At 68.0% G+C, this 12995-nt stretch carries 13 protein-coding genes and 1 pseudogene; 10 read left to right on the forward strand and 4 right to left on the reverse strand.

All coding sequences use genetic code 11. The features are described from left to right. Positions 1 to 19: 19 nt before the first annotated feature. The gene (locus tag ACE3OU_RS16765) at positions 20 to 649 is read right to left on the reverse strand and encodes a response regulator transcription factor (protein WP_374242695.1); all 630 of its coding nucleotides are present in this window, start codon (positions 647 to 649) and stop codon (positions 20 to 22) included. After that, positions 630 to 2258: a cache domain-containing protein gene (locus ACE3OU_RS16770; RefSeq protein WP_374242696.1), complete on the reverse strand. Its 1629-nt coding sequence runs from the start codon at positions 2256 to 2258 to the stop codon at positions 630 to 632. Before ACE3OU_RS16770 ends, ACE3OU_RS16765 begins: the two co-directional genes overlap by 20 nt. 190 nt (positions 2259 to 2448) lie before the next feature. Here ACE3OU_RS16770 and ACE3OU_RS16775 point away from each other — a divergent pair, with 190 nt between their 5' ends. From ACE3OU_RS16775 to ACE3OU_RS16810, 8 genes are all read left to right on the forward strand, one after another. Beyond that, positions 2449 to 3747, forward strand: coding sequence for an MFS transporter (locus ACE3OU_RS16775; protein ID WP_374242697.1), 1299 nt, complete (start codon positions 2449 to 2451; stop codon positions 3745 to 3747). Positions 3748 to 4178: 431 nt separating this feature from the next. Next, positions 4179 to 5117: a 3-carboxyethylcatechol 2,3-dioxygenase gene (locus tag ACE3OU_RS16780; protein ID WP_374242698.1), complete on the forward strand. Its 939-nt coding sequence runs from the start codon at positions 4179 to 4181 to the stop codon at positions 5115 to 5117. Positions 5118 to 5164: 47 nt separating this feature from the next. After that, positions 5165 to 6358, forward strand: a complete 1194-nt coding sequence (locus tag ACE3OU_RS16785) for an acyl-CoA dehydrogenase family protein (protein ID WP_374242699.1) — start codon at positions 5165 to 5167, stop codon at positions 6356 to 6358. A 55-nt stretch (positions 6359 to 6413) separates the two neighbouring features. After that, positions 6414 to 6980: a flavin reductase family protein gene (locus ACE3OU_RS16790; protein WP_374242700.1), complete on the forward strand. Its 567-nt coding sequence runs from the start codon at positions 6414 to 6416 to the stop codon at positions 6978 to 6980. A 114-nt stretch (positions 6981 to 7094) separates the two neighbouring features. Further along, positions 7095 to 8447: an MFS transporter gene (locus ACE3OU_RS16795; protein WP_374242701.1), complete on the forward strand. Its 1353-nt coding sequence runs from the start codon at positions 7095 to 7097 to the stop codon at positions 8445 to 8447. Positions 8448 to 8597: 150 nt separating this feature from the next. Beyond that, positions 8598 to 9461, forward strand: a complete 864-nt coding sequence (locus tag ACE3OU_RS16800) for a DMT family transporter (RefSeq protein WP_374242702.1) — start codon at positions 8598 to 8600, stop codon at positions 9459 to 9461. Between the two features lie 61 nt (positions 9462 to 9522). Further along, the gene (locus tag ACE3OU_RS16805) at positions 9523 to 9876 is read left to right on the forward strand and encodes an STAS/SEC14 domain-containing protein (RefSeq protein ID WP_374242703.1); all 354 of its coding nucleotides are present in this window, start codon (positions 9523 to 9525) and stop codon (positions 9874 to 9876) included. Between the two features lie 11 nt (positions 9877 to 9887). Then, positions 9888 to 10739 (forward strand): sulfurtransferase, encoded by an 852-nt coding sequence (locus ACE3OU_RS16810; RefSeq protein ID WP_374242704.1) that lies wholly within the window; start codon positions 9888 to 9890, stop codon positions 10737 to 10739. A 48-nt stretch (positions 10740 to 10787) separates the two neighbouring features. On the opposite strand, the gene ACE3OU_RS16815 is transcribed toward ACE3OU_RS16810, so the two are convergent. Next, complete coding sequence (locus ACE3OU_RS16815; protein ID WP_374242705.1) at positions 10788 to 11228, reverse strand: YidB family protein; 441 nt, start codon at positions 11226 to 11228, stop codon at positions 10788 to 10790. 161 nt (positions 11229 to 11389) lie between these two features. On the opposite strand from ACE3OU_RS16815, the gene rpiA reads away from it, so the two are divergent. Together rpiA and phoU are read left to right on the forward strand one after the other, a co-directional pair. Next, a complete protein-coding gene (rpiA, locus tag ACE3OU_RS16820; protein ID WP_374242706.1) occupies positions 11390 to 12052 on the forward strand; it encodes a ribose-5-phosphate isomerase RpiA in 663 nt (220 codons plus the stop codon). A 65-nt stretch (positions 12053 to 12117) separates the two neighbouring features. Continuing rightward, positions 12118 to 12816, forward strand: coding sequence for a phosphate signaling complex protein PhoU (gene phoU / locus ACE3OU_RS16825; RefSeq protein WP_374242707.1), 699 nt, complete (start codon positions 12118 to 12120; stop codon positions 12814 to 12816). A gap of 55 nt (positions 12817 to 12871) precedes the next feature. Here phoU and ACE3OU_RS16830 read toward each other — a convergent pair. Beyond that, a pseudogene (locus ACE3OU_RS16830) lies at positions 12872 to 12995 on the reverse strand (IS1595 family transposase); the annotation flags it as partial.

Below are 12995 nucleotides of genomic sequence, written 5' to 3' on the forward strand. Positions count from 1 at the left end.
CCTTTTTATTGGGCATCGTTCACGGATTGACCTTTGCGCTCAGGCAGAACCTGACCAGTTCCAGCACCGACCGGGCACCCACCTTCTCCATCACCCGGCTACGATAGACCTCGACGGTCTTGATGCTGAGCCCCAGCCGCTCGGCAATGTTCTTGTTCAAAAGGCCGGTGAGGATGAGATCGAAGACCTCCCGCTCGCGGGCCGACAGGCTGGCCAGCCGACGGCTGGCATCCTCGAAGCCTGCCGTCGCCCGCTTCACCTCGCGGTCCCGGGCAATGCAGCGGTCGATGCTCGCGAGCAGGTAATTGTCGTCGAGCGGCTTCTGCAGGAAATCGTCCACGCCCTTGCGGAACGCGGCGACCGCCATGTCGAGATCGGCATGGCCGCTCATGATCAGGGTCGGGATGTGGATCGCACCGCTCCGCAGCCGCTCGTGCAGCTCGATGCCGCTGGCGCCGGGCATCCGCACATCCACCAGCAGCACGCCGAACAGCACCTGCTCGCAGACGGCCAGAAAACTCTCGGCCGAATCATAGCCCTGCGCCGCATACCCGCGGGCGCGCAGCAACCAGACCAGCGACTCGCGGAAGGCGTCGTCGTCGTCCACGACATGGATCACATAATGGGCGTCATGCGCCGGGTGGTTCATCGTCCGTCCTCGTGATGGGCAGGGTGAAATGGAAGACCGCGCCGCCCTCCGGGCCATCGGTGACCCACAGCCGGCCGCCGTGGAACTCGATGATGGAGCGGCAGATGTTGAGCCCCATCCCCATGCCGTCCGGTTTGGTGGTGAAGAAGGGGCGGAAGATGTTCTCCCGGTCGGCCGCGGCGATGCCGGGGCCTTGATCGGCCACCGTCGTTTCCAGCATCGGCCCGGCAGGGGAGCACGTGATGGTGAGGCGGCGGGGCGCGGTGACGTCGCGCATCGCGTCGATGGCGTTGCGTACCAGGTTGAGCACCAACTGCTCCAGCATGATACGGTCGGCGCGGATCTTCGGCAGCACGGCCGGCAGTTCGACGCGCAGCTCGACGCCCAGGCGCTGGGCCTCCGCCCCGGCGAGGCCGGCGGTCGTGGCGATGATCTCGCCCGGATCGACCGGGTCGAGCAGCGGCTCACTGCGCTTGAGATAGGTGCGGACGCGGCTGACGATCTTCGCCGCCCGCAACGCCTGCTCGGTGGCCCGGCGCATCGGCTCGAGCAGCGTGTCCCGGTCGACGCAACCGCTCTCGAGCAGGCCGACGCAGCCGCGGCAGTAATTGGTGATGGTCGCCAGCGGCTGGTTGAGTTCGTGGGCCAGGCTGCTGGCCATCTCGCCGACCGTGATCAGGCGCGACGACTGTTCGAGGCGGATCGCGTCCTCGCGCTGCTGCTCCAGCCAGGCCGCCCGCTCCTCCGCCGCGGCCGCCTCCCGCCGACGCAATTCGCGCTGCAGCGCCTCGAACTCGCTACCGGTGCGCCGGAAGATCTCGAGCGCCCGGGCGATGTCCCCGACTTCATCGGCGCGCTGCTGGTCGGCGATCGCCACCCGGTAGTCGCGTTCGCTCAGCCGGTGGATGACGCGGGTCAGCTGCTCCAGCGGCCGGGTGATGCTGCGCGAGACGAGCGTCACCAGCACGCTGCTGACGGCCAGCACGAGACCAAAGCCGATCAGCAGCCGGCCGAGCATCTCGCGGACCTCCTGATCGACGTCGTCGAGATAGACCCCCGTGCCGATCAGCCAGCGCCACGGCATGAATGGCAGGATGTGGGCCGCCTTGTCGACGCTGGGCCGGCCGTCGTGCTTGGGAAACTTGTAATAGACGGTGCCGCCCCCCGCCAGCGCAACGTCCCGCTGCTCCCGCACGAAGAACTTGCCGTTGCCGTCGACCTCGTCGGAGAAGTTGCGCCCCTCCCACTGGGGCAGGATGGGCAGCAGGATCGACACGCAATCGAAATCATCGACGAAAAAATACTCGTTGTTTCCATAGCGCAGCGCCCGCAGCTGATCGAGCGCCTTTTGCCTGGCCGTCGCCTCGTCGATCTCGCCCCGCAGGAAGCGCTGGTGCTGCCAAGCCAGGATACCGCGCCCCACCTCGGTGAGATGGCGGATCTTGGTCAGCCGGTCCTCGATCATCTGCTGCCGGACGACATGCACCGAGAGCGCCGCCAGCGCAATGAAGCCGGCCATGCTCAGCAACGCGACGAGCAGGATGCGCGAGCGGATCGTGAGCGTGCGAAACAGCGCCGGCAGGGCCGGGATCCGGAAGCGGTGGGTCATCGGAAATCAGCCGGCGAGCCCGGCGCCGGGCGATTTTGGGGAAATGGGGTGACCCCTAGTCCGGATGCGTCCCAATTTCCAGACGGAATGACTAGGCATAACGTGACTGCAGGGCAGACTCCCTGCCCGCCAACCCGGCCAGCACCCGGCCGGCAAAACAAACGACAACCCAGGAATCCGGGGGGAACACATGAGCACGACGAACCACATGGACAAGGCACGGCAGATCGATGATGCCACCCGTCGCCGGGCACTGCTCGGAAGCGCGGTCGAATGGTACGACTATTTTCTGTACGGCACGATGGCGAGCATCGTCTTCGCGCCGCTCTTCTTTCCGTCCGCCGACCCCGTCGCCAGCCAGATGCTGTCGCTGGCCTCCTTTGCGCTGGCCTTCCTGATCCGTCCGGTCGGGGGCGTCGTGTTCGCCCACATCGGCGACCGCATCGGGCGCAAGAAGACGCTGGTCATGACGCTGACCATCATGGGCCTGGCCACCGTCGGCATCGGCCTGATGCCGACCTACGACGCGATCGGCTACTGGGCGCCCATCCTGCTCACCTTCCTGCGCCTGCTGCAGGGCCTCGCCCTGGGCGGCGAGTGGGGCGGCGGCCTGCTGATGGCCGTGGAGTATTCCCCCAGCAACAAGCGCGGGCTGTATGGCGCGATCCCGCAGACCGGCACCCTGTTTGGCCTCGCCCTCGGCAACCTGACCGCCTCGGGCGCCAACGCCATCTTCACCAACGAGGAGTTCCTGGCCTACGGCTGGCGGATTCCGTTCCTGCTCTCGGTGCTGCTGGTCGGCCTGGGGCTGTGGATCCGGAATGCCGTCGACGAGACCCCGTCCTTCCAGAAGGTGCGCGCCGAGAACACCACGGCCCGCGTGCCGCTGCTCGAGACGCTGAAGCACCACTGGCGCGCCGTCCTGGTGACCATCGGCGCCAAGCTGCTCGAGACCTCCACCTTCTTCATCTTCGCGACCTTCTCGCTGACCTACGCGATCAGCGTCGGCTTCACCCGCGGCACGGCCCTCAACGCCATCCTGCTGGCGGCGATCGTTGCCATCCCGGTGATGCTGGCCGTCGGCGCCCTCTCCGACCGCATCGGCCGCAAGAAGATGTACACCCTCGGCGGCATCGCCATGATCGTCTACATCATTCCGTACTTCTGGCTGCTCAACCAGAAATCGGCCGGCCTGCTGTTCCTCGCGGTGACGATCGGCTTCGGCGTCATCTGGTCGATGTACGGCGCCGTGCTGGGCACCCTGTTCGCCGAAAGCTACAGCCCGGAAGTCCGCTACACCGGCGTCTCCCTCGGCTATCAGATCGGCGCGGCGCTGGTGGGCGGGCCGGCACCGCTGATCGCCACCTGGCTGCTGCAGCAATATGGCGGCAGCTACATCCCGATCGGCGTGTTCATCATCGGCTGCGCGCTGGTGTCGCTCCTTGCCGTGGCCTTTGCCAGGGACAAGCACGGCCAGAGCCTGGACTGAGCAGTCCTAGCCGCCACGGCCCGCAGGGGCCGCAGGCCCCACGGCACTTGACCAAGGCCGGCGCTCCACCAGGGCGCCGGCCTTGGCGTTTTAAAGGGCCATGGGCCCCACCGCCAGCAGGTGCGCCCTCCCCACCCGAAAACCGTACTTTTTGTACGGTTTTTTTCGTTCCACCTCCCGCACGGCCCCTTACACCCCTTCACACAGGTCAAAAAACACAAAAATATCCTTAAAAAACATAGTCGTGCATTCAGTGGACATCACTCACCTCTGCCGCGCCCGATTCCCGCGGCGTCTATAGAATCCGCCTCGTCAATCACCAAGGCCTACGCAATCGGGCGCCACCACCGGGCCTCCCTGCGGGAGGCTGACACACAAGATCAGCGCGTCGTTCAGGCCGGCCAGAAGCGCCCGGGGCGCAAGGAGACTCCATGAGCATCAAACTGAAATGCCTTTCCCACACCCCGCTGCGCGGACTCAACGACCCCGGCACCGAGGTGGTGAAGGAGGTCGATGACATCCTCGCCCGCTCCCGGGCCGAGGTGGAAGCCTTCGACCCCGAGCTGATCGTGGTCTTCGCGCCGGACCACTACAACGGCCTGTTCTACGACCTGATGCCGCCGTTCGTGATCGCCACCGCCGCCGAGTCGGTCGCCGATTACCAGACCCTGCCCGGTCCCCTGTCGATTCCCCGCGAGCTGGCCCTCGAGATGGCCCGCTTCATCCTCGACAACGACGTGGACATCGCCCTGTCCCACCGCCTGCAGGTGGACCACGGCTGCACCCAGACCCTCGAGGAGCTGACCGGCAGCCTGACCCGCTATCCGGTGATCCCCATCATCATCAACTCCGTCGCCCCGCCCTTCGGGCCCTACCGCCGCGTGCGAAAGCTGGGCGAAGCGGTCGGCCGCTTCCTGGCCACCCTCGACAAGCGCGTGTTGATCCTCGGCACCGGCGGCCTGTCCCACGAACCCCCGGTTCCCCTGCTCGCCAACGCCCCCGACGAGATCGCCAACTTTCTGATCGCCGGCCGCAACCCGACCGCCGAAGCCCGCGCCGCCCGCCAGGCCCGCACCATCGCCGCCGGCAAGGTCTATGGCACCCCCGCGTGCCCCCAGACCCCGCTCAACGCCGAGTGGGATCTGGCCTTCATCAGGCTGCTGGTCGAAGGCCGCCTGGCCGAAATCGACGGCTTCCAGATCGACGAGATCTCCCGCGCCGCCGGCCGCTCGACCCACGAGATCCGCACCTGGGTCGCCGCCTTCTCGGCCCTCGCCGCGACGGGCCCCTACGCCGCCCGCCAGGACTACTACCGCGCCATCAACGAATGGATCGCCGGCTACGGGGTGGTCAGCGCCGAACCGGCCTGAGCCCCCCGGCCCGATCCGACACCGGAACACACCAAGGAGACCGCAACATGAACGCCCCCGAACCCCTCATCCCCACCGAAACCGAAATCGTCGCCCGCGCCGAAGCCCTCATCCCCTGGCTGCGCGAACGCGCCGAGGCCTGCGAGAAGGCCCGCATGGTTTCCCCCGAAACCATCCAGAAGTTCCAGGACGCCGGCTTCTTCAAGATCCTCCAGCCGAAGCGCTGGGGCGGCTACGAGATGCACCCCAACGTCCTCAACAAGGTGCTGATGGAGCTGGCCCGCGGCTGCCCGTCCAGCGCCTGGAACGTGATGGTGCTGGGCGTGCACCCCTTCGAGATCGGCCTGCTGCCGACCCGCTGCGGCGACGAGCTGTGGGGCGAGGACAACACCCGCCTGGTGTCCTCCTCCTATGCGCCCTTCGGCACCGTCACCAAGGTTGACGGCGGCTACGTCCTCAACGGCGAATGGCTCACCTCCAGCGGCTGCGACCACGCCGCCGGCGGCGCCTTCCTCGGCGGCCGGGTGCAGGAGAACGGCGAGCAGGTGTTCCGCTCCTTCTGGGTGCAGCGCAGCGACTTCGAGATCATCGACGACTGGTTCGTGGTCGGCCTGGCCGGCACCGGGAGCAAGAAGCTGCTGGTGAAGGAAGTCTTCGTGCCCGAGCACCGCAGCCACGTGATCGCCGCCTACGACGAAGCCTCCCACGGCCACGTCAACAACCTCTACAAGATGCCCTTCTTCTATGTGTTCTACGCCGCCGTCTCGTCGGTGCTGATCGGCATGGCCCGCGGCATGGTGGACCTCTACATCGAGCACATGGTCCCGCGCCAGAACCTCAACCAGGCCGTCGGCGCCGCCGTGCAGGATCCGTTCATCAAGAACCGCCTGGGTGAAGCCTACGCCAAGATCCTCGGCGCCACCTCCCGCGTGCTCCACAACACCGACGAAGCCTGGAGCTACGCCTCCCGGGGCCAGCTGGTGCCCCTCGACCTGCGCATCCGCCACTTCGCCTCCAACCAGTTCACCGGCGGTGAAGTCTTCGACGCGGCCCACATGATCTTCAAGAAGACCTCCACCCGCGGCGTGTGGCTCAACTGCCCGATGCAGCGCCAGATGCGCGACCTGCTGGTCGGCGCCAACCACATCACCCAGAACCAGGACAACATCGGCGACCTGCTCGGCGGCCACCTGCTGGGCAACCCGCTGCCCAAGGCCAACCCCTTCGGCGTCAAGGTCTGACGATAGCGCAGCGGCCGGCCCGGCCCACGCCCGGCCGGCCCCACGGAGAGATGAGATGACAGACCTGAGCCAGACCACCGTCCACGCCACCCCCGCCCAGGACATGGGCAGCCCCGCCCTGTCGGCCCTGCCGACGGTCAGCCCCGCCGAGCAGCGCAACGGCATGCGCCACCTGGCCGCCGGCGTTTCCATCATCACCGCCGGTGACGGCCAACGCCGCGCCGGCCTGACCGCCACCGCGGTCTGCTCGGTGACCACCGATCCGCCGCGCCTGGTGGTTTTCGTCAACAAGAACGTCCTCGCCAGCGAACTGATCCGGGAGCGCGCCGCGCTGGCCGTCAACGTGCTGTCCGGCGAACAGGAAGACGTCGCCCGCACCTTCGCCGGCATGGTCGAAGGCGTCCATGGCGAGGACCGCTTCAACACCGGCAACTGGACCACCCTCGTCACCGGCGCGCCCGTCCTCGAGCACACCCTGTCGAGCTTCGATTGCCGCGTCATCAAGATGTTCGACGAGAGCACCCACCACGCCTTCCTGTGCGAGGTGCTGTCGGTCCGCGAGCGGCCCGACGGCCAGGCCCTCGTCTACCTGAACGGCGCCTTCCGCCGGATCGACCAGTAAGCCGCCTTCCCCCACCTTGCGCGTCGCCCCGGCAGCCCAACGCGCCGGGCGGGGCGCCCACCTTCATTTACCCGCCGCGCCCGCCCCAAGGCGCGACGATGAGAACCTTCGAGCATGGACCTACGTGAAGCAATCCTGACGCAGCCGATGCGTCCCTTCCAGCTCCGCATGATCGCCCTGTGCATCGTGCTGTGCATGATCGACGGCTACGAGGTGCTGGTGATGGCCTTCGTCGCGCCCCACGTGGCCAGGGCCTGGGCCCTCGGGCCGGTCGAGGTCGGCTACCTGCTGAGCGCGGGCATCTTCGGCATGGCCCTCGGGGCCACCTTCATCTCGCCCCTCGCCGACAGGATCGGCCGCCGCCGCCACATCATCGCCTGCCTGTCCCTGATCGTCGTCGGCATGGGGCTCTCGGCGATCGCCACGGACCTCTGGCAACTGGTCGGCTTCCGGGCCTTCGCGGGGCTGTTCATCGGCGCCATCGTCTCCAGCCTCAACATCATCGTCTCCGAATACAGCTCGGACAAACGCCGCGGCACGGTGATGGGCATCTACGGCATGGGCCTGCCCGCCGGCGTGGCCCTGGGCGGCGCCCTCACCAATCCGCTGATCGCCGAGTTCGGCTGGCGCGCGCCCTTCGTCTTCGGTGCCGCGCTCACCGCGCTCAGCCTGCTGTGGGTGGTGGCCGCGCTGCCCGAATCCATCGAATACCTCATCGAGGAAGCCCCCGCGGGTGCGCTGGCGCACTACAACCGGATCGCCGACAAGCTCGGCTACCCCCGCGCCGCCCAACTGCCCGCCCCGCTCGAAAGCGCCGAGATGCACCACGCCGGCACGGCCCTGTTCAGCGGCATCATGCTGCACCGCACGGTGCTGCTGTGGCTCGGCTATGCCAGCCTCACCGTGGCCTTCTACTTTGCCAATACCTGGACGGCCAAGCTCATCGCCGACGCCACCGGCAACACCGCGCTGGGGGGCCGCACCGGCGTGCTGATCGCCGTGGGCGGCGTGCTCGGCTCGCTGCTCTTCGCCGGCCTGGCGCTGGTCATCCGGCCGCGGGTGGTCACCGCGTTGATCATGTTCGCCGGCTCGGTGGCCTTCGCGCTGTTCGCCAACAACTTCCACGAGGTGGGCATGGCCCTGGTGCTGGCCGTCTTTGTCGGCGCCTGTGCCAACGGCGGCCTCGCCGCCTTCTATGCGATCAGCCCCTTCATCTACCCGACCTCCGTGCGCGGCACCGGCGTCGGCCTGATGATCGGGTTCGGCCGCGGCGTGGCGATCCTGGCCCCGATCTTCACCGGCTTCCTGCTGAAATCCGACTGGAAGCCCCAGGCGGTGTACCAGCTGTTCGCCGGGGTGCTGATCTTCGCCGGCGTCACCACCCTGCTGCTCGACCGCAGCTACAAGGGCCGCACGGAAAACCCCGACCTCCCGCCCGACACCCCGGCCGGCGCCGGGGCCCACTGAGGCGGGCGGCGCGCCTCCGCGGCGGGGGCCCGATGCCGCGGGCGGCGTCGCCCGGCCCCTCGCGGCAACGGCGGATCGGAGTCGCCTGCCGCATCGCAACATCCGGCCACGCCGGCGTTAGAATGTCCGGTTTGCCGCAAGCGCCTGCCCATGCAATCCCTCTGGATGATCGTCGCCAGCCTGCTATTCGCCTGCATGGGCGTCTGCGTCAAGCTCGGCTCGGCCCACTTCTCCACCGGCGAGCTGGTGTTCTACCGGGGCTTCGTCGGTCTCCTGCTGATGGCGGTGCTGGCCCGCTGGCAGGGAATTGCCTACGCCACGCCCCACTGGCGCCGTCAGCTCTCGCGGGGCCTGTCGGGCACGGTGTCGCTGATGTGCTACTTCATAGCCATCGGCATCCTGCCCCTGGCCACCGCGGTCACCCTCAACTACACCTCGCCGCTGTTCGTCGCGCAGCTCCTCGCCCTGTGGTTCCGCGAGCCGGTCGGGCGCGGCCTGTTCGGCGCGGTGGCGCTGGGCTTCGCCGGCGTGGTGGTGCTGCTGCAGCCCACGCTGCGTCCGGAGCAGTGGCTGGGCGCCGCCGCCGGGCTCGGCTCGGGCCTGGTCGCCAGCCTGGCCTACCTCAACGTGCGCGAACTCGGCCGCCTCGGCGAACCCGAGACCCGCACCGTGCTGTGGTTTTCCCTGGTCACCAGCCTGTTCGGACTGCCCTGGGCGGTGTTCGCGGGCAACCTGCACGGCCTCACCCTGGAGGGCGCGGCGATCCTCCTCGGCGTGGGGGGCTTCGGTGGCTGCGCCCAGCTCGCGATGACCCGCGCCTACCGCTACGGCAAGACCGTGGTGGCGGCCAACCTGTCCTACAGCACCGTCGTCTTCTCGAGCCTGTTCGGGGTCCTGCTGTGGGACGAGGCGCTGCCATGGACCTCCCTGCTGGCCATCGCGATCATCGTGGCGAGCGGCGTGCTGGTCTCGGTCGCAGCGCGGAAACCCGCGCCGGCCATGGATTCCGACTGACGCCGGGGCTCCCGGGGCTGCTACACTGGCGGCATCCAGTCCGCACAGAAGGGAAGCGACGATGATCACCATCGATACCCAGGAAAGCCGCATCAACGTCACCGTGCTCGGCGAGTTCACCGTGGCCGACTTCAAGGAGTTCGAGGAGGTCGCCATGCAGCTCGGCGGCGGCGTCGATCTGTTCATCGACCTGCGCGAGATGAGCGGCGTCACCGTCGACATGGCCCTCGAAGAGATCCGCTTCGCCCGGGCCCACCCCAACGACTTCGCCCGCATCGCCGTCCTCACCCAGGACCAGTGGGTCAGCTGGAGCGCGTGGCTGGCACAGATCTTCCTCAACGCCGACGTGCGCGTCTTCGACGACAGCGACGACGCCGAGGCCTGGCTCACCGGCGCCGAACCCCCGGTCGCCTGAGGAGCGCGGCCGTGGAGAAGCCTTTCACCAGCCTCATCAGCGTCCAGGAGCTGGTCGAGTCCGCCACCCCGTCGTGGCGGATCTTCGACTGCCGCTTCCGCCTCGCCGATCCCGCCGCCGGCCAGCAGGCCTACGCCGAAGGCCACCTCCCCGATGCGCTCTTCCTCGACCTAGAGGAAGACCTGTCGGGCCCGACCTCCGGCCTCAACGGCCGCCACCCGCTACCCGACCCCCAGCACCTGGCCGCCAAGCTCGGCAGCCTGGGCGTGGGGCCCGACACCCAGGTGGTGGCCTACGACGACACGGGTGGCATGTTCGCGTCCCGCCTGTGGTGGCTGCTGCGCTGGCTCGGCCACGGCAAGGTGGCAGTGCTCGACGGCGGCCTGCAGGCCTGGGCCGCGTGCGGCAAGGCCCTCACCACGGCCATCCCCGAGCCGACCGCCGCGCGCTTCGAGGCCCGGCTGCAGCGCGACATGAAGGTCAATGCCGACTATGTGCTGAGCCACCTCGACGACCCGGAGGTCGTCATCATCGACGCCCGCTCGCCCGACCGTTTCCGGGGTGAAAACGAAACCCTCGACCCGGTCGGCGGCCACATCCCCGGCGCGATCAACCGCTTCTTCCAGGACAACCTGGGCCCGGACGGCCGCTTCAAGCAGGCCGCCCAGCTGCAGGAAGAGTTCGGCAAGCTCATCAAGGGCGGCGACGCCCACAAGGTGGTGGCCCAGTGCGGCTCCGGCGTCACCGCCTGTCACAACCTGCTCGCCATGGAAGCCGCCGGCCTCGACGGTGCCCGGCTCTACCCGGGCTCGTGGAGCGAATGGTGCGCCGATCCGGCGCGCCCCGTGGCCACCGGCGCCTGAAAACGACAACCGCCCCGGCCGGGGCGGCTGCCTGCCGGGATCACCCGGTCAGCCGCGGCCGAGGATCGCCGACAGGCTGCCGAGGGCCTGGGCCATGTCGGTGCCTTCGGCGGATGGCAACTGGCCGTCGGGGGTCAGGCCATCCACCACCTGGGGCAGCAGCTCGGCCACCTTGCCGGCGAGCTGGTCGCTCGACATGCCCAGCAGCGCCGCCATGTCGCCCAGCCCCGCTCCACCGAAGGCCTGGCTGATCTGCTCGGCGCTGACCGGCAGATTCTGGCCCTTGCCGATCCACGACGCCACCTGTTCGCCCAGCCCCGCCTCGTTCAGCCGCGCCAGCAGCGCGCCGAGGCCGCCCTGGTTGCCCTGCAGCAGGCCCATCACCAGCTGCAGCAGCATCGCCTGACCGCCCCCTGCCGCCTGCGGCTGGCCCTGGCCTCCCGCCAGCGAACCCAGCACGTCTCCTGCCAGTTGATCGAGCAGACCCATGATGTTCTCCTTTCAGAAATGGACACGCCATGCCGGAGCGCCCGGCACGGCAAAGCCTTTCAACTTTACCCCCAGGCCCGCCCCGAGGGTAGGGTTTTGCAGAATCTGACCACATCGCCAAGGCCGGTTAGAATCATGGCTTTGGCTGCAGGCAGATCACCATGACCCAGGACGAACTCAAGCAACAGGCTGCGCTGCGGGCGCTCGATTACGTGATCGAAGGCTCTATCGTCGGCGTCGGCACCGGCTCCACCGCCAACTTCTTCATCGACGGCCTGGCCGCCATGAAGGATCGCATCGCCGGCGCGGTGGCCTCCTCCGAGGTCTCCGCCCGCCGCCTCGCCGGCCACGGCATCCGCCTGTTCGACATGAACGACGTGGACGACATCCCCGTGTATGTGGACGGCGCCGACGAGATCGACGGCGGCCTGGCGATGATCAAGGGCGGTGGCGGCGCCCAGACCCGCGAGAAGATCGTCGCCGCGGTGGCCCGCAAGTTCGTCTGCATCTGCGACGCGAGCAAGAAGGTCGAGCGCCTGGGGCGCTTCCCGCTGCCCGTCGAGGTGATCCCGATGGCCCGCGCCCAGGTCGCCCGCGAGCTGGCCCGCCTCGGCGGCCGCCCGGTGCTGCGCGAGGGCTTCGTCACCGACAACGGCAACCTGATCCTCGACGTGCATGGCCTCTCCATCGACAACCCCGTGGCCCTCGAGACCACCCTCGACGGCATCGTCGGCGTGGTGACCAGCGGGCTGTTCGCCAAGCGCGGCGCCGACGTCCTGCTGCTCGCCACCGCCGACGGCGTGCAGACCTTCGAGCGCACCTGAAACAAAACCGTCATCCAGCCCTGCTACCCTTCGCCGTTCATCAGCCCTGAGGCCACGCTTTTGCCATGACCGAGCATACTTCCAAGAAATTCGACGCCGAACTCGAAGGCATCCGCACCCGGGTGCTGCAGATGGGCGGCATGGTTGAACTGCAGATCGTGAAGGCCATGGAAGGCCTCGGCGGTGGCGATCTGCTGCTGATCGACCAGGTGATCGAGAACGACAACCGGGTCAATCTCCTCGAGATCGAGCTCGACGAAGCCTGCAACCAGGTGATCGCCAAGCGCCAGCCCACCGCGGTGGACCTGCGCATGGTCAGCACCGTGCAGAAGACCATCACCGACCTCGAGCGGATCGGCGACGAGGCCAAGAAGATCGCCAAGACCGCCAAGCAGCTCCACACGGCGACCTCGCCCTTCATGCCGCAGATCCGTCTCAGCCACATCGCCGATGCCGTCGTCGACATGCTGCGCACAGCCCTCGACGCCTACGCCCGCCTCGACACCATCGCGGCCGCCCAGGTGGTCCGCCAGGACAAGGAGGTGGATGCCGAATTCAAGGGCATCATGCGCCAGCTGATCACCTACATGATCGAAGACCCGCGCACCATCTCCCAGGCCATCGAGCTGATGTTCGTGGCCAAGTCGGTCGAGCGCATCGGCGACCACGCCAAGAACATCGCCGAGTACGTGGTGTACATGGTCAAGGGCCGCGACGTGCGCCACACCAGCCTCGAAGAGATCGAGCGCGAAGCGACCCGCTGAGCGGCACGACAGCCGACCGAACCGGGGGGATGGCATGCCGTCCCCTTTTCTTTGGCTATGTCACCGTTGCCTGTGGAAACACTCCGATAGCGGCGAGGAGCATCTTGTCGGGCGTATCAAGTCGGCGCGTGTCGAGTGCCCGGCGCCAGCCCAGATAGTTCGGGAGGTAGTGCGTGGCA

The organism is Zoogloea sp., from assembly GCF_041908905.1.
Classification (GTDB): Bacteria; Pseudomonadota; Gammaproteobacteria; order Burkholderiales; family Rhodocyclaceae; genus Zoogloea.